Here is a 17,221-nt window from a genome sequence, read left to right as displayed (position 1 = left end):
CCCCATCTCTCTATACAACATTAAAAAACGGGCCTAACAGCCCGTTTTTTGATGTTTTTTATCATAATCTATCGAGTAAAAGCCGTACTCAGCCCGGCATCAATGACCCGCCTCAATACCGCTGTATTGGCACCGGATTTACACAGAGTGCGCAAACCTGCCACAAGCGCAATCAGGTAGTCGGCCAACCCTTCAATATCCTGCCCGGAATCGACCTTCCCCAACTGTTTCGCCTCCAACAACCGGGTATAGAATAATTGACGAATCCAGTGGACCGATTCCCGGGCTTTACCGGCCAGCTCAGGCTCATTATTACTGAGTTCGGAGATCGCGTTGAAAAACAAACAGCCATTGGCTAACTGACTCTGGTCGGGTTCAAAGAATGCTTTGTCAAAAAAAGAGGTGATTGCCTCACAGGGATCTTCGACACTGACCAGTGTACAGTTAAATAAATGGCACTGAAGATAGGCCATATAATGGTCAAGCACTGTACTGAACAACAAGGCTTTACTACCGAAAGCGCTGTAGAGACTACCTCTATTGAGGTTCATCGCCCTGAGAAGTTTACTGATGGAACTGGCTTCATATCCATCCGACCAAAACAAAGACAGTGCGTTATCGAGAACCTCTTCCCGATCAAACTCTGGCAGCCTGGGCATTTGATGCTCCTTACCGGCCTATTGAGAACCAGCTGCTGGATTATTATTTCAAGTTCACAGCATCAGTATATATAAAAAGCACTTGTGGTGCGGTTCTAGATATAAGCCTGGCTCCGATCAGAGTGATCAGTGACATCCCTGATACCTTTGAGCTCAGGAATTTTTTCCAGCATGGTCTTCTCCACACCTTCCTTGAGGGTCACATCGGCCATGCCGCAGCCCTGGCATCCGCCACCGAAACGCAGTACAGCCACATTGTCTACAATTTCTTCAAGACTGATGACCCCGCCGTGGGCTGCCAGTCCAGGATTGATTTCGTTGTAAAGCAGGTAGTTAATTCTGTCTTCAAGCGGGCTGTCGTCACTGACCCTGGGCATGCGTGAATTGGGTGCCCTGATGGTCAACTGCCCACCAAACTTCTCGTCGGCATAATCCACCTTGGCATCTTCAAGAAAAGGCAGACTGCGGTGATCAAAATACGCCCTGAAACTGTCAAGTTCCATCACCTCATCCTTCTCCTGCTCTTCACCTGGACGACAGTAGGCAATACAGGTTTCTGCCTTCGGTGTGCCCGGATCGGTGACGAACATACGGATACCGATGCCTTCGCAATCCTGCTTGGCCAACAGTCCCGCCAGATACTGTTCGGCGGATTCGGTGATAGTGATACTCAGCATAAGAACAACCTGATAGATATACCTGACTAATTTAGTCATGTATTCTAACAGCCTTGCTTGAACGCGACAATCAAACACCGAACTTTTTACCCGGACACAGTCCACCGGTAGAACCAGGTGCCCGGCAAGCTGAGAACCAGCTGATAAATCTGCTAGAATGCAGCCCCTTGTTTACCCCCAGTTACAGAGAAACACACCTTGAATAATCGGCAAACTCACATCGACGCTCTTCACCGGGCAGCAACACAACGCATTCTGATTCTGGATGGCGGCATGGGCACCATGATCCAGTCCCATCGTTTTACCGAGTCCGATTACCGGGGTGAACGCTTCGCCGACTGGTCACAGGATGTAGCCGGCAACAATGATTTGCTCACACTGACGCAACCCGAGGTGATTCGTGCGCTTCACGAGGCCTACCTCGAAGCCGGTGCGGATATTATCGAGACCAACACCTTTAACTCCACCGCCGTATCCATGACGGACTACGGCATGGAATCTCTGGCCCGGGAGCTGAACGAAGCGGGAGCCAGGATTGCCCGAGAAGCCTGTGATGCCATCGCCACACCGGAAAAGCCCCGCTGGGTAGCCGGCGTCATAGGCCCCACCAGCCGCACCTGCTCCATATCGCCGGACGTCAACGATCCTGGCGCGAGAAACACTAGCTTTGATGAACTGGTGACCGCCTATATGGAAGCCACTGAAGGACTGATTGCCGGTGGCTCTGACATTATCCTGATCGAGACTGTGTTCGATACACTGAATGCCAAAGCGGCAGTTTTTGCGGTACAGGCTGTTTTTGAAAAGCTCGACACCGAACTGCCCCTAATGATTTCCGGCACGATTACAGATGCCAGTGGCCGCACGCTGTCGGGTCAAACTCCCGAAGCCTTCTGGAACTCACTGGCTCACGCCAGGCCGTTTTCGATCGGTCTCAACTGTGCTCTGGGCGCCAAGGAACTCCGACCACACATTGAAGAGTTATCACGGGTTGCCAACACCCTGGTCAGTGCCCACCCCAACGCGGGACTGCCAAATGAGTTTGGTGAATACGATGAAAGCGCAGCCGAGATGGCCGAGATTGTCGAAGAGTTTGCCCAGAGCGGCCTGATCAATATTCTCGGCGGATGCTGTGGCACCACGCCCGACCATATCCGGGCAATTGCCGAAGCTGTGGCTACCAAGGCCATTCGACAGGTACCGGAGATTGCCCCTGCCTGTCGGCTTTCCGGTCTCGAAGCATTCAACATTACTGACGAATCGCTGTTCGTCAATGTGGGAGAGCGCTGCAATGTCACCGGCTCTGCCCGTTTCAAATCGCTGGTCATGAACGGTGACTACGACACGGCACTGCAGGTGGCACGACAGCAGGTGGAAGATGGCGCACAGATCATCGATGTCAATATGGATGAGGGCATGCTCGATGCCGTAGAGGCCATGACCACGTTTCTTAAACTGGTGGCATCGGAACCGGATATTTCACGTATACCGCTGATGATCGACTCATCGAAATGGCATGTGATCGAAGCCGGTTTAAAGTGGGCCCAGGGCAAATGCGTGGTCAACTCGATCAGCCTCAAGGAAGGTGAAGCGTCCTTTATCGAACAGGCCAAACTCTGCCTGCGCTATGGTGCGGCAGTGGTCGTCATGGCGTTTGACGAAGACGGTCAGGCAGACAACCTGGAAAGACGCAAGAAAATTTGCCAGCGCTGCTATGACATTCTGGTCAATCAGGTGGGCTTCCCGCCCCAGGACATTATCTTTGATCCCAACGTGTTTGCTGTGGCCACCGGGATTGATGAACACAACAACTACGCCATGGACTTCATCGAGGCCTCAAGCTGGATCACCCGGAACCTGCCCCACGCCCTGATCTCCGGTGGCATCAGCAATGTGTCTTTCTCCTTCCGGGGCAATAACCCTGTCAGGGAGGCAATCCACTCCGTGTTCCTCTACCACGCCATCAAGGCCGGGCTGCGCATGGGCATCGTCAATGCCGGACAGTTGGCCGTCTACAGCGATTTACCCGATGAGCTGCGGGACCGGGTTGAGGATGTGATTCTCAATCGCCATGCCGAGGCTACGGAAAACCTGCTCAATATCGCCGAAAAGTACCGCGGCGACGGCAGTGGCACAGAGCGCAAGGAAGATCTGGAGTGGCGTTCCTGGCCAGTGAAAAAACGCCTCGAGCATTCGCTGGTAAAAGGGATAACCAGCTATATCGAAGAGGATACCGAAGCTGCGAGACAGGAATCTGAGCGCCCGCTGCACGTCATTGAAGGCCCCCTGATGGATGGCATGAACGTGGTTGGCGACCTGTTCAGCGAGGGCAAAATGTTCCTCCCCCAGGTGGTGAAATCTGCCCGCGTGATGAAGCAGGCAGTCGCCTACCTGCAGCCGTTCATAGAGGCTGAGAAAGAAGAAGATGCCCAGGCCAATGGCAAGATCCTGATGGCTACGGTCAAGGGCGATGTCCACGATATCGGCAAGAATATTGTCGGCGTTGTACTGCGTTGTAACAACTACGAAGTGATCGATCTGGGCGTCATGGTGCCCGCCGACAAAATTATTGATACTGCGCTGAAAGAGTCCGTGGATATTATTGGCCTTTCAGGGCTGATTACCCCCTCACTGGATGAGATGGTACATATTGCCAGCGAACTGGAGCGACGCCAGCTGAACTTTCCGCTGCTGATCGGCGGCGCCACCACCTCCAAGGCCCACACTGCAGTTAAGATTGATCCAAAATACCAGCGCAATCAGACCGTTTACGTGCCCGATGCCTCCCGAGCCGTTGGCGTTGCCAGCAAACTACTCAGCAAAGACCTGCGCGACGCCTTTGTGGCAGACCTTCAGCTGGAGTATGAGCAGGTTCGACACCGCACGGCCAACCGCAAACCCCGCGGGACCATCCTCACCTACAAAGAGGCCCGAAAAGCCGGGCTGAAAACCGATTGGAGTAAATATCAACCAGCGGTCCCCGGCAAATTGGGGGTACAGGTCATGGAGGACTACCCGCTGGAAGACCTGGTGGAAATGATTGACTGGACACCCTTCTTCATTACCTGGGGCCTGTCGGGCAAATACCCGAAAATTCTTGACGACGACAGAGTCGGCGAAGCGGCGCGCAACCTGTTTGCTGATGCAAAAGACATGTTGCGAAAATTGATAGATGGCAAGCTGATCAAGGCCAGAGGTGTCTTTGGACTTTGGCCGGCCAATACCGTCAATGCGGACGACATTGAAGTCTATGCCGATGAGTCGCGCAGCGATGTCATCGGCACACTGCATCAGATTCGTCAACAAACCAGAAAGCCGGGTGCCCCACCGCAGATGATGTCACTTGCAGATTATGTGGCACCAAAAGACACCGCCATTCAGGATTATATCGGCGCCTTTGCGGTGACCGCGGGCATCGGTGCCGATGAATTGGCCAGGGAATACGAAGCCAATGGCGATGACTACAATAGTATTATGGTAAAAGCACTGGCCGACCGGTTCGCAGAGGCCTTCGCAGAGCGGCTTCACCAACGCGTCCGAACCGAGTTTTGGGGCTATGCCGCCGATGAAGCACTGGACACGGAGGCACTGATAAAAGAGGCCTATCGCGGTATCCGGCCCGCACCGGGTTATCCCGCCTGCCCTGACCACAGTGAAAAAGAAACGCTTTTCAGGTTGCTTGATGCCACCGCCACAACCGGGATTTCGCTGACCGAAAGCTTTGCCATGCTGCCTGCGGCCTCAGTGAGTGGCTTTTATTTTTCCCACCCGCAGGCCAAATATTTCAATACAGGCAAGATCCAGCGGGATCAACTCGAGAGCCTGGCCGAGAGAAAAGGCGTTCCTGTCGCCCAGATGGAACGCTGGTTGAGTCCGGTGCTGGAGGATTGAGCATGAACGATGACAACGACCAAAAACCTGGCTTCTGGCAGATTGTATTCAGCACCTTGGCGGCTTTTTTGGGCGTACAGAGCAGCAAAAACCGGGAGCGGGACTTCAAACACGGCAATATATACGCCTATATCGCGTCAGGCCTGATCTTCACGGTGTTGTTTATTTTCTGCGTGGTGATGGTAGTAAAACTGGTGCTAAAAAGTGCTGGCATGTAAGAGCTGCTAATGCCGGGATAGAATGCAGCGATTAAAACCCGCACATGAAGATAACCGGCCTAAAAAAGGCGGCCCACGGGCCGCCTTTTTGGTTTTTTTTGCTTCGAACCTAAAAAGTGGTCAGCCAGAAAACAACGGCCAGCACAACAATCGTCACAGCCGCGACGGTGGCAATGGCATCGACGCTACTGTCATCATTCCTGGATTCGTCAGGTTGGGCAACTTCCGCTTGGTCAGACATTTTTTAACCCTCTATGGCTTCATAAAAACGGCGCCCGGCATTGTAGCAATATCAATGGCCATTGTCCCAGCCATGACAGTCACCACAGCCCCGTTATTCCCCAACGGTCGGTACTTAGAGGGAAAAAGTTTTTCAAAATTGCTGCTGTGGGCGCTATCATCCACGTCCCACTGACAGTCTGCGGTAATACCTGTAGAATTTGCGCCTTTCTTTGTCCAGCTGCTGAAAACCTGACAATTTATGTACCAATATACTGAAAACGATCAAAAAATCATTGAAGAGCGAGTTGCCCAGTTTCGCGGCCAGACCAGCCGTTATCTGGCGGGGGAACTGACCGATGAAGAGTTTCTGCCCCTGCGCCTGCAGAATGGCCTCTACATTCAGCGCCTGGCACCCATGCTCAGAATCGCAGTGCCCTACGGTCTGCTGAATTCAACACGACTGCGCAAGCTCGCCAACATTGTCAGAACCTATGACAAAGGCTATTGCCATATCACTACCCGGCAGAATATCCAGCTGAACTGGCCACAACTGGAAGAAGTGCCCGAGATCCTGGCCCAACTGGCCGAAGTGCAAATGCATGCCGTTCAAACCAGCGGCAACTGTATTCGCAATATCACGTCGGACCAGTTTGCCGGTGTTGCCGCTGACGAAATTGAAGACCCTCGCCCCTGGTGTGAAATTCTGCGCCAATGGTCAACCTTTCACCCCGAATTCGCCTTTCTGCCGCGCAAATTCAAAATTGCCGTCAGCGGTACCGAAGGAGACCGTGCAGCCATTCTGGTTCACGATATCGGCCTGCAGATTGTCAGAAATGATGCCGGGGAAACCGGTTTTCAGGTACTGGTCGGTGGCGGTCTCGGACGCACACCGGTAATAGGCAGTGTTATCCGCGAATTTCTGCCCTGGCAACATCTGTTGACCTATCTGGAAGCCATTGTGCGTGTCTACAATCGCTACGGTAACCGCGCCAACAAGTACAAAGCCAGAATCAAGATTCTGGTGCGCGCCTGGACGCCCGAAGTCTTTGCTGAAAAAGTCGAGGCGGAGTGGGCCCATATCAAGGGCAGTCCGGAAACACTCACCGAGGAAGAAGTAAAACGGGTAAAAGCCTATTTTACCGAACCCGCCTATGAGGCACTGGACGATGCCTCTGCAGAAGCTTCACTCCGTAACCAGGCACAGGAACACAAGGCGTTCAGTCGCTGGCTGGAGCGCAACACCCACCCGCATCGGATACCGGGTTATCGAATTGTCACCCTGTCACTGAAACCAACCGGTGTTGCTCCCGGCGATGTGACAGACAGCCAGCTGGAAGCAATAGCCGACCTGGCAGATCAGTATTCCTTCAGCGAAATTCGTGCCACGCATAATCAGAATCTGGTCTTGGCAGATGTCAAAAAATCGGATTTGTTTGCCCTCTGGCAAAAAGCCAAAGTGGCCGGTTTTGCCACACCCAATATCGGTACACTGACCGACCTGATCTGCTGCCCCGGAGGGGATTTTTGCTCGCTGGCCAACGCCAAGTCCATTCCGGTGGCTGAAGCCATCCAACGCCGCTTCGATGATTTGGACTACCTCTACGATCTCGGCGATCTGACACTGAACATATCAGGCTGCATGAACGCATGCGGTCATCACCATGTGGGCAATATCGGGGTGCTCGGCGTCGATAAAAAAGGCGAAGAGTTCTACCAGATTCAACTGGGCGGCAGGGCTGGCACAGATGCCGAACTGGCCAATGTGCTGGGGCCTTCTTTCGGCCGCGAGGAAATGCCCGATGTCATTGAGAAAATTCTCAATGTGTATTTAGAAAACCGCCGCGGAGATGAACTGTTTATAGACACCTGTCGCCGCATTGGTCTCGATCCCTTCAAGGAGAGCGTCTATGCCAAAAATCATCATTAAGGACAAAATTGTCGATGACAAATGGGAGGTTCTCCCCAAGGCGTTTCTGGGAGAACCCCCGGTCAACAAGCTCCTTCTACTACCCATGAAGTACTGGCTGGAGCACTCAGAAAATCTCCGCCTGCCGGTACTGGGTATCTGGATAGACAGTGACGAGGAAGTGGAAGACATCGGCGAGAAAGCCAACATGTTTCCGGTTATCGCCATTAACTTTCCTTCATTTACCGATGGACGTGGTTTTACTGCCGGCCGGTTGCTGCGCGAGCGCTATGGTTACAATGGGCAACTGCGCGCTATCGGGCATGTGATCCGCGACCAGCTGTTCAACCTGAAACGCTGCGGCTTCGATGCTTTTCAGCTCAGGGACGGCACTGACCTGGAGGAAGCGCTGAAGTCCCTGAATGATTTCAGCGTTACCTATCAGGGTGACGCGAATGAACCCAACCCGCTATTCCGTCGCGACCAGTAATTTTTACGACAGCCCCCAACGTGGCCCAAGGCATAAAACCTGACGCGAAATAGCCTCCCTGGCAATACGTAACGGTTAAACAGGCTTGTCGCTCCAGAATCCATCGCGCACAATATGGATTCTGGAGTGGTCCTATGTCCGAAACGGTTTTTCAATCGTTCTTTCTGATTTTCACTGGCTCTGCCATTATTGCCTCCATGGCGATCTTTGGCCGGCAGCCATTACTGGTCGCCTATATCACCCTGGGTGCACTGATTGGTCCCTACGGCTTTGGCTGGGTACAGGACGTGCACCTGCTGTCTGAAATCTCCGAAATCGGCATTATTTTCCTGCTGTTTCTGTTGGGTCTGGACCTGCAACCGAAGTCACTACTCAGTGCCTTCAGGAAGGTCACGGTAGTGACGCTGATCAGTTCGTTACTCTTCGCCAGTGTCGGCTATCTGATAGCCCGGCTGTTTGGCTTCACAGCGACCGAATCCCTGATCATCGGTGCAGCGATGATGTTTTCCAGCACCATCATTGGTATCAAGCTGCTGCCCACGACAATCCTCCATCATCGCCATATCGGCGAAATGATGATCGGCCTGCTTCTAATGCAGGATTTTCTCGCCATATTTGTATTACTGGTACTGCTCAGTGGCGATGGCGGGCAGATTAATATCACGCAAATCGGTATCACTCTACTCGCCCTGCCCCTGTTGATACTGTTTGCCTGGGGATTCGTGCGTTGGGTGCTACTCAAGTTGATCGCCAAGTTCGATCAGATGGGCGAGTATATTTTTCTGCTGGCTATCGGCTGGTGCATGGGATTGTCTGAGCTGGCAGAGGTACTTGGCCTGTCGCGGGAAATCGGTGCCTTTCTGGCAGGTATCACAATCGCATCAAGCCCTATCTCTCAGCATATTGCCCTGACACTGAAACCCCTGCGGGACTTTTTTCTGATCATGTTTTTCTTTTCCCTGGGTGCCGGCTTTAATCTCGGCCTACTGCCGGAGATCGCCCTCGCAGCGGCGACACTTGGGGTAGCCATGCTGATTCTCAAACCCGTGATATTCCGCGTCTTGCTCGAACGCCAGAGCGAGAAGAAAGTACTGGCCTGGGATCTCGGTTTCCGGCTTGGCCAAATCAGCGAGTTTTCCCTGTTGATCGCCTACGTCGCCTTTAATGCCTCGCTGATCGGTGTCATGGCATCGCACCTGATTCAGGCTGCTGCCATATTGACCTTCCTGGTATCCAGCTACATTGTCACGTTCAACTTCCCCAACCCGATCGCGGTGAGTGAAAAACTCCGGCGCAATTGACCGGGTTTAAGCCGGGCCATTGATCAGACGGAGTAACGGCTATTGCACAACCGGTCCCACCACCTGAGCAACAGACTATCCACCCTGTTTTCCGTGGCCAGCCCCAGCTTTTCAGGCAGGGATTTGTGGTGCAGGTAACTGACCTGATAAATGTCAGCCTGGTTTGAACGATCAACCAGGTACTCATCACTGGTCATGAGTTCGTCCACCAGCGATTCCTCGAGCGCTCGGGTGCCCAACCAAACCTGCCCCGTAGCAATTTTGTCGATATCCAGATTTTTTCTGTGGCTACCGACAAAATCCTTGAACAGGTCATGGATTTCCTGGATATCCTCAATGAATTTTTCCCGTCCCTCATCGGTATTCTCGCCAAACATCGTCAGTGTTCGCTTGAATTCACCGGCGGTGTGTAACTCCACATCGACATCGTGTTTTTTGAGAAGCCGGTTGAAGTTGGGCAGCTGGGCAACCACGCCGATAGAACCGATCATGGAAAAAGGAGCTGCAAGAATCTTGTCTGCCACGCAGGCCATCATGTAACCGCCACTGGCGGCTACTTTGTCGACACAGACGGTGAGCGGGATACCCCGCTTCTTGATGCGATCGAGCTGACTGGCGGCCAGACCATAGCTATGTACCATACCCCCGGCGCTTTCCAGAAGCACAACCACTTCGTCTTCCGGCTTGGCTTGACTCAAGACAGCGGTGATCTCTTCTCTCAGACTTGCCACCGCGGAGGCGCGGAGATCACCCTTGAATGCCAGCAGAAATACCCGTGTCTTTTCTGATACCTGCTTGAGCCGCTCTTTAGCCTCTTTCTTTTTCTGCTTTGTCAGTTTTTTTCTTTCAGCGCTACCGAGCATGGCTGCCTGCACAGCATTTCCCAACTGCTCGATGGTATCGTTGATTTTCTCAACTTCCAGAACCCCCTCTTGCTTGCGAATGCGGCCACCAAGATTGATGAGCAATCCCATTACTATCACCAAAGACAACGCAACCGTAACGACTTTGGCCAGAAAAAGTCCGTATTCCAGTAAAAAATCCAATGTATGACTCCCCTATCTATCTGCTCTATTTGTCTACTCTCTAGAAATAACGCGCATTTGTTCGTGAAGATTATCGCCAACCGGATACTGCCCGCTTGGCTTCGCTATTGATCGGGCGGGCAAACAACCCGCCATAAGCCAGCGTCACCTCATAAACAGCACCGTCCGCCATCGGCTGATAAGTTGCGGTGCCCTGCTGGGTGCTGACCCACTCCTGCAACCAGGGTACCTGTCTGAGTGCCTGCCAGGTATCAAAACCATAGGGGCTGATTTTCAGCGGGTGTACCGTTTGCTCGCCGTGCTGTTGTTCAATTATATCGGCATAACGGCCACTGATTCGGTCCAAACGGTACTGGGATTTAAAGCCGATACTGGCCAGCGAAGGATGCCAACGCAAGGTCCGTGCATCCAGTTGCCACTGATCCCCCAGCAGCCGTAGGTGGTGCTCCTCTCCATCAACCTGAACAAGCAACACACGGTAGCGCTGTGGTGCCAGTTTGACAAACTGCAAGGTGGCCACGGGTTGCTCCACCAATAGTCGTTTATAGGTCAGCAGGTCATAGCCGCCAAGCAAAAACATGGCGCTGGCTGCCAGAAACGATAATCCCAGTACGGCTCGCACGATGGCCTTGAGCATGCCCCCGCTCAACAGCAACCTCAGTGCCAGCAGTAAAAAAATGACACCTACGATGATTGGCACTAACGTGGAAACAGTCATGGGCGCGAACCCATACCCCGACAGCCATCAACAAAATGCTGGATCAGTTGACCCGAGAGGGTTCGCGAATCCGGGCAGGGAGGCAAACGATCAAATCGCCACCAGTCCGCCAGGGCGATTTCGATACCGTCCACCTGAATATCGCCGGAGTGATAGTCGGCATGGAAGCCAATCATCAACTGCCCTGGAAACGGCCAGGACTGACTTCCGAAATAGCGCAGGTTATCTACCCGAACACCCACTTCCTCCATCACCTCACGGTGCAGGGTCTGTTCTGCCGACTCCCCCGGCTCAATAAAGCCTGCCAGCGCACTGTAAAATTTTCCCTGGCTGCGAGCACTGCTGGCCAATAGACAATGATCGCCCCGGGTTATAAGAACGATCACGCAAGGCGAGATTCTGGGGTAAAAAGACGCATGGCAAGCATTGCAGCACCGCGACCGGTCGCCCGGGGAAGCCACCGTCTGGCTGCCACAGAAACCACAATAACGGTGCTGAATATCCCATTGAGCAACCTGACAGGCCCGTCCGGCCAGATTGAAAAATTCAGCGGAGAGAACCTGCAACAACGCACGGAGATCACGCCATTCAGTCCCCGCCGGTAGTACCTGAGCATGTGTCATATCCACCACATAACAGGGGCAGCCCTGGAACAGCCCGAGCAGGTGTACCGAAAAAGCTGAGGTATCCACTTCAGCGCCATCAAACAGAATACCGGGATCCGGGCTCGCCCGGCAGAGCAATTGCTGATCACGTACCAGCAGAAATACCGGTTGGCGGCCATTATCTTCGGGAATGCTGATACAGGGCTCAAAGTGATAATCGGACATTGGCTGCTGTTTCTCTGGAGGTATAGCTAGCTTTCCAGTTTCTCAAGACACTCTTCTGCCACACCGAGAACGGTATCTTCGAAATTGGAATTCCAGCGGCGATTATCCAGGTAGTACTCCAGACTTACCACGGCATCGGCAAACACCTCGACGATGGATGACAGTGGCAGCTGACTGGCAGGCTCCAGGCTGTGATTGATAATATCGAGACAGCGAGCTGTTACGTTCTCCGCACGCGTCAAGCCGAGTATACCGACTGCACCCAATATCATTTTGAAGTTATCGGCCAGCGGCTTGGCCAGCTCATCGCCGGCAATGCCATCACAATAATCCGAGGTCAGCTGCATGATGCTGGCCAGATGACTCAATGCCTCCTGCAACACTCGCCGCTGCGCATGGCTGATAATATTTTCTTCAACAACCTCTTTAATGCTCAACGTATTAATTTGAGCCCGCTCACTTTCAGAGTGTGGCCGCGACTGGAGCTCCATAATAATAGAGTCCAGATACAGCAGCGTGTCTGCCATCTCCTCAATAATTCCAGAGGGCAAGGTACTGTCCATCAGGCCCCCAATGGCAAGAGCATGCTGAGAACAGCGCTCTTCAGCCAAACCCAGCCCGCAATATTTCAACTCTTCAGATAGTGAAGCAAAAAGCACGGCGGCCTCCTTGAGAGGTCTATTTCCAGTACTCGCCTGTGCCATCTGATCATCCAGCAAACTCCGCAATTGCTCAATCTGGGCAGCAATCACGGCAAGGCGCTCGACGAAAGACTGATTGCCCTCTTCCACAAACATGGCCCGCGCATTGCGGATATCGGCAGCGGTAAAATTCAGCGGGGAGATGCCAAGGCGAGCCGCCAGCTTGACAGCACCCCCGGTGTTCATACCGGACAGCAGAAAATTGGCCAACATACTCTGCTGCAGGGGTATTGGATAACTTTGTTCGGCAGGTGCATTGTCAGACAGCATGCGCAGCTGCCGTTCAACAGCCATAAGACTGCGCAGACGACTCTGTTCAAAACCAAGTGCGCCACGATAAAGCGCACCCAACACATCAAATACCAGTGCCCAGTAGTTAACCTCTTTCTCATCACTGAGCGAATTGCGCAAGCGCTGGATACCATGGGCCATTACTTTAATGGCAGTGGGACGAGTACTTCCCTTGAGAACATGGGCCAAACCCTGTTGATACAGCTGTCGAGCAACCCGGATCGCTTCGATTGAGTGATGATCCTTGTGTGCCACTGAGCAAATCATCGGGACATCTGGCATTAAACCGTTCAAAAGCTGGTATTCATTGAGTTGAGGCTGTTTGCGGGCTGCCCGCAACTGATTGATCTCTGGCAACAAAAACAGGGGGCTGTCCTTGCCATGCATTTGCAGCTGACTCACATAACCGGGCATCAGCTCCAGTGAGTGCCTGACGGTATTCACCGCCGCTGCGTCGAGGGAGCCACCCTCAGCTTTTATAAAGGTCTCCTGCATTTCACCCAGAAGCATTTCCCCGCCGACCATTTCCAGCAGCGAAAACACTCCGCGAAGTTGAGATAAACCCCGGTTACATTCAGACCAGTCAACAGACTCCACCGGCTGCGCAAGCAGATCGACCAGGAGACCAATTTCCTTATCCAGCTCTTCCCTGATCAGCTTTAATGCCTGTGTATTTATTTGATACATATCATCAAATGCCTATTTCACATCACCGACCAATACAAAAAACAGAGCGCAGCTATACCGTTCGCAACCACCTATGTGCATCGATAATAACATTATTAGCCACCGTGGTTTGAGCTCGGGTCGACAGACCCGAAAATTAAGGGCCATGACATATTTCAGCCAATTTTATCAGGCGGTTATCAACGATTTTCGGCAATCCGTCTGACTAATGCTTTTTCCTAACCATCGATAACGTGTTTATAACGACGGTCTCTATCAACAAAGTCCAAGGGATATTTAACCCAGGGGAACTCAGCCGGAAACATATTGGTATGTTCACTGTTGCCATCAACACGGGTGTCGAACTGGTAGATCGCCCTCCTGTTCCGGCGAACCCCTGCGGACGGGCGGTGCTGATAGCCTTGCCTTACACCTGTGTTTTTTTGGGGGTAGTCCTTTTCAGTATCATGTCTACTCTCGAGCGAGAGGTTTCTCTACGGCACCGGCTGTGGTAAGCCAGACACACTGGCCATCGCTGATTTGTTGAATACGGGCCAGCTGATCACGGTGTGCGGCAACCTCTTCTGCAGTGGCCTTGATGACAGGCAGCTGCGGCCGGTCAGATGGCAGGCGGCGTATTTCCTGTGTACCGAGATCTCCGGTGGTATGGCTCTGCCCGCCCAGAACAAGATCCACCTGACCACCTGTCATCATCAGGTAAACATCTGCAAGAATCTCAGCATCCAGCAATGCGCCGTGTAAATCACGCTGGGCATTGTCCACGGCATACCGCTTGCACAGGGCGTCGAGATTGTTTTTCTGGCCAGGGTGACGCTGTCTGGCCATCACCAGGGTATCCACGATAGTGCAGTAATCCATCACCTTGCCAAAGCCGTCCAGCTTTCTGAACTCATGGTCAATGAATCCCACATCAAAGGGGGCGTTGTGAATGACCAGCTCAGCGCCTTCAATAAAAGCCAGGAATTGCTCGGCTACGTCGGCAAACAGTGGTTTATCGGCAAGAAACTCATTACTGATCCCGTGCACTTCCATCGCACCATCGTCCACTTCCCGCAGGGGGTTGATGTATTGGTGATAATGTCGACCGGTGAGACGGCGATTAACGAGCTCAACACAGCCGATTTCTATAATCCGGTGATCCTGACTGGTTTCCAGTCCCGTGGTTTCTGTATCGAGGACGATCTGTCGCATGGTAATACCTTGTTGTGCTGTGTGATTTATTGTCCGTGGTTTGATAAAAGCTCGTCGATACCAAGATTTGCCAATTGATCGGCAATCTCGTTTTCACGGTGACCGCTGTGGCCCTTTACCCAGTGCCATTGAACTTCATGTCTGGCCACCTGCTGATCCAACTGCTGCCAGAGATCAATATTTTTCACAGGTTTTTTCGCCGAGGTTTTCCAGCCTCTCTGCTTCCAGTTGGCCAACCAGCTGGTAATTCCCTGCCGCACATATTCGGAGTCGGTGGTCAGCGCGACACGACAGGGTTTCTTTAATGCAGAGAGCGCCTCGATAGCAGCCGTCAGCTCCATACGGTTATTGGTTGTATCCACAGCACCGCCGTAAAGTTTTTTCTCAAGATCTCCGTATCGCAGCAGTGCGCCCCAACCACCGGGGCCGGGGTTTCCCCGGCAGGCACCATCGGTAAAAACTTCTACATCCTTCAATTACTGGTCTCCATCGAATGGTTTTTTCATGGCGCCATTTTTCTTTGTGACCGGCATAACCGGAATGCTGATTGAACGCCACAATCCAGGTTTAACCGGGGTTAGCCGGGCGGTATATTTTCTGGCCACCACAATATAAAAGGTGCCCCAAGGCAACTTGCTCTTTTGGCCAATAGTCTCCAGGAAGCCCGTTCGATCCAGCGTAGCCGGGTGTTGTAGTGGCCAGCCAAAGCAACCCGAAACAGCCTGAATGGGTTGCAGGTTGAGCAACCGCAACCAATCGAGCAGGCGGCTATAACGGAGGCTATGGTAAGACCATATCGCACGGGAAGAGAAATATCGTGCGACCCATTTACTTAAACCGAACAGACTGAGTGGATTCATCACGACGATCACCACATGGCCACAGGGAGTCAGAACCCTTGCCACTTCATTGAGCACTTCGTGGGGGTAGGCGGAAAATTCCAGTGCATGGTGCAACAACACGGTATCAATGGTTTCCGATGGCAACGGCAGGGCGTCGAAATCCGCGATTGCCGAGGCGCTCCCTGGCAACGCCGCAGAGGCACCCATCGAAAAACTCTGCAAATGATTAAAGTCCCCCGTCAACAAACGGTTTGAACTGGCACCCAGATACATGAGACGGTGGGCACCCGATCCAGGCATCATATGCTCTAGCATGGACCTTTCGCGATGCAACAACACCTGGCCGTAGCGGGACTGAAACCAACTGTCCAGCGAACCCTGCGAGTCAGCCAGAGGGCGGACAACATGCCGCTGCTCTAGAAACTCCCTTGCTGATAACAACCAGTTATACCGTTTCATTCTGATTTCCGGTTTTCACCCACAGGAAGAAGTTGGTTATTATGGGAAAGATCACTTTTTAAAACCACTGGAACCTATCATGCCTCTTATCGTGCACAGGTTGCCTGCATTTTCGGACAACTATCTATGGCTATTTCATCAACCCGGTAGTCGGTTGGCCTTTGTCGTGGACCCGGGAGCCGCGGAACCGGTTCTGCAGGCACTGACGAATTTTGACCTGGATCTATCGGGTATTCTGATCACGCACCATCATCCCGATCACGTGGGTGGAGTCGATTTACTGCTTCACCATACGGCAGTTCCGGTCTATGGGCCACCGGACATACACCAGACAACGCACAGCCTGGTCGATGGCGATCAGCTTACTCTCGACGACACCCACTTTAAGGTGCTTGGCGTACCGGGCCACACCCTGGATCACATTGCTTTTTTTGAGGCAGAAACCCCATTGGTATTTTGTGGGGACACCCTGTTTGCAGGGGGCTGCGGCCGACTATTTGAAGGCTCACCCGAACAAATGTGGCGATCACTGTCGCGGCTTGCCGCCTTGCCGCCGGAAACGAAAATCTATTGTGCCCATGAATACACCAAGGCCAACCTGTTATTTGCCCAGGCTGTGGAGCCGGAAAATCGTGCGGTGCAGGAGCGCTTAAAACAGGTCATTCAGCTGCGCAATGAGGCACAGGCCACGGTCCCTTCGAGTTTGGCAGAAGAGCTGGCAACCAACCCCTTCCTGCGCGTAACCCAGGCTCCCGTGAGGCAGGCGGCCAGCGCCAGGGGACTGCCTTCCGGAGCAACCGTTGAAGAGGTATTCGCCGCCATTCGCCACTGGAAGGATCAGTTTTAGTCCGGTTCTTCGCCACCGCTCGGCTCAATGCCCGCTGAATAGCGCCCGGCATACCAAACTGGGCGTGTGTTCACAACACAGCCCCGAAGTATCAGAGATAAATTGATCTTGATGCCGCAGGTAGTTAGAATCCTTAAGCTGATGCTGGCAAAAAGAACACAATACCATGCAGACTTTTTTTCGATCGTATCTTATTGTTTTTATTGCCTTAATATCCGGTTGCGCGCAACAGTCAAGTCACAATG

At 52.8% G+C, this 17,221-nt stretch carries 16 protein-coding genes; 6 read left to right on the top strand and 10 right to left on the bottom strand.

Features of this window, described 5'->3' with window-relative positions:
• Positions 1 to 68: 68 nt before the first annotated feature.
• Together QZ516_RS08140 and nfuA are read right to left on the bottom strand one after the other, a co-directional pair.
• Positions 69 to 659, bottom strand: coding sequence for a TetR/AcrR family transcriptional regulator (locus QZ516_RS08140; RefSeq protein ID WP_297188305.1), 591 nt, complete (start codon positions 657 to 659; stop codon positions 69 to 71).
• Between the two features lie 95 nt (positions 660 to 754).
• Entirely contained in the window at positions 755 to 1,336 is a 582-nt protein-coding gene (gene nfuA, locus QZ516_RS08135; RefSeq protein WP_293615294.1) for a Fe-S biogenesis protein NfuA, read from the bottom strand.
• Positions 1,337 to 1,534: 198 nt separating this feature from the next.
• Between nfuA and metH the strand changes: the two genes are divergently transcribed.
• Positions 1,535 to 5,227, top strand: coding sequence for a methionine synthase (metH, locus tag QZ516_RS08130; protein ID WP_297188303.1), 3,693 nt, complete (start codon positions 1,535 to 1,537; stop codon positions 5,225 to 5,227).
• 2 nt (positions 5,228 to 5,229) lie between these two features.
• A complete protein-coding gene (locus QZ516_RS08125; RefSeq protein WP_297188301.1) occupies positions 5,230 to 5,445 on the top strand; it encodes a DUF2970 domain-containing protein in 216 nt (71 codons plus the stop codon).
• 109 nt (positions 5,446 to 5,554) lie between these two features.
• Here QZ516_RS08125 and QZ516_RS08120 read toward each other — a convergent pair whose 3' ends face one another.
• On the bottom strand, positions 5,555 to 5,686 hold the full coding sequence (locus tag QZ516_RS08120; RefSeq protein ID WP_297188300.1) for a hypothetical protein: 132 nt from the start codon (positions 5,684 to 5,686) through the stop codon (positions 5,555 to 5,557).
• Between the two features lie 240 nt (positions 5,687 to 5,926).
• On the opposite strand from QZ516_RS08120, the gene QZ516_RS08115 reads away from it, so the two are divergent.
• The 3 genes from QZ516_RS08115 (at position 5,927) to QZ516_RS08105 (ending at position 9,364) form a co-directional block, all read left to right on the top strand.
• On the top strand, positions 5,927 to 7,594 hold the full coding sequence (locus QZ516_RS08115) for a nitrite/sulfite reductase (protein ID WP_297188298.1): 1,668 nt from the start codon (positions 5,927 to 5,929) through the stop codon (positions 7,592 to 7,594).
• Positions 7,575 to 8,063, top strand: a complete 489-nt coding sequence (locus QZ516_RS08110; protein ID WP_297188296.1) for a DUF934 domain-containing protein — start codon at positions 7,575 to 7,577, stop codon at positions 8,061 to 8,063. The genes QZ516_RS08115 and QZ516_RS08110 overlap by 20 nt, the downstream gene beginning before the upstream one ends.
• A 134-nt stretch (positions 8,064 to 8,197) precedes the next feature.
• Entirely contained in the window at positions 8,198 to 9,364 is a 1,167-nt protein-coding gene (locus QZ516_RS08105; RefSeq protein ID WP_297188294.1) for a cation:proton antiporter, read from the top strand.
• Between the two features lie 23 nt (positions 9,365 to 9,387).
• Here the strand turns inward: QZ516_RS08105 and sohB are convergent, their stop codons facing one another.
• From sohB to QZ516_RS08070, 7 genes are all read right to left on the bottom strand, one after another.
• Complete coding sequence (gene sohB / locus QZ516_RS08100; RefSeq protein WP_297188292.1) at positions 9,388 to 10,410, bottom strand: protease SohB; 1,023 nt, start codon at positions 10,408 to 10,410, stop codon at positions 9,388 to 9,390.
• A 70-nt stretch (positions 10,411 to 10,480) separates the two neighbouring features.
• Positions 10,481 to 11,128: a cation/multidrug efflux pump gene (locus tag QZ516_RS08095; protein ID WP_297188291.1), complete on the bottom strand. Its 648-nt coding sequence runs from the start codon at positions 11,126 to 11,128 to the stop codon at positions 10,481 to 10,483.
• Positions 11,125 to 11,958 (bottom strand): NAD(+) diphosphatase, encoded by an 834-nt coding sequence (gene nudC / locus QZ516_RS08090; RefSeq protein WP_297188289.1) that lies wholly within the window; start codon positions 11,956 to 11,958, stop codon positions 11,125 to 11,127. Before nudC ends, QZ516_RS08095 begins: the two co-directional genes overlap by 4 nt.
• A gap of 26 nt (positions 11,959 to 11,984) precedes the next feature.
• Positions 11,985 to 13,637 (bottom strand): hypothetical protein, encoded by a 1,653-nt coding sequence (locus QZ516_RS08085; protein WP_297188287.1) that lies wholly within the window; start codon positions 13,635 to 13,637, stop codon positions 11,985 to 11,987.
• Positions 13,638 to 14,087: 450 nt separating this feature from the next.
• On the bottom strand, positions 14,088 to 14,828 hold the full coding sequence (gene dnaQ / locus QZ516_RS08080) for a DNA polymerase III subunit epsilon (RefSeq protein ID WP_297188285.1): 741 nt from the start codon (positions 14,826 to 14,828) through the stop codon (positions 14,088 to 14,090).
• Between the two features lie 26 nt (positions 14,829 to 14,854).
• On the bottom strand, positions 14,855 to 15,304 hold the full coding sequence (gene rnhA, locus QZ516_RS08075; RefSeq protein WP_297188283.1) for a ribonuclease HI: 450 nt from the start codon (positions 15,302 to 15,304) through the stop codon (positions 14,855 to 14,857).
• Positions 15,305 to 16,129, bottom strand: a complete 825-nt coding sequence (locus QZ516_RS08070) for a methyltransferase domain-containing protein (RefSeq protein WP_297188281.1) — start codon at positions 16,127 to 16,129, stop codon at positions 15,305 to 15,307. It abuts the gene before it with no gap.
• Between the two features lie 79 nt (positions 16,130 to 16,208).
• On the opposite strand from QZ516_RS08070, the gene gloB reads away from it, so the two are divergent.
• Positions 16,209 to 16,976 carry a hydroxyacylglutathione hydrolase gene (gloB, locus tag QZ516_RS08065; RefSeq protein ID WP_297188279.1) on the top strand — a complete coding sequence of 256 codons (768 nt, stop codon included), beginning with the start codon at positions 16,209 to 16,211 and terminating at the stop codon, positions 16,974 to 16,976.
• Positions 16,977 to 17,221: the final 245 nt, after the last annotated feature.

Source organism: uncultured Porticoccus sp., from assembly GCF_913061305.1.
Classification (GTDB): domain Bacteria; phylum Pseudomonadota; class Gammaproteobacteria; order Pseudomonadales; family Porticoccaceae; genus Porticoccus.
This window is presented reverse-complemented; position numbering and strand designations above follow the sequence as displayed.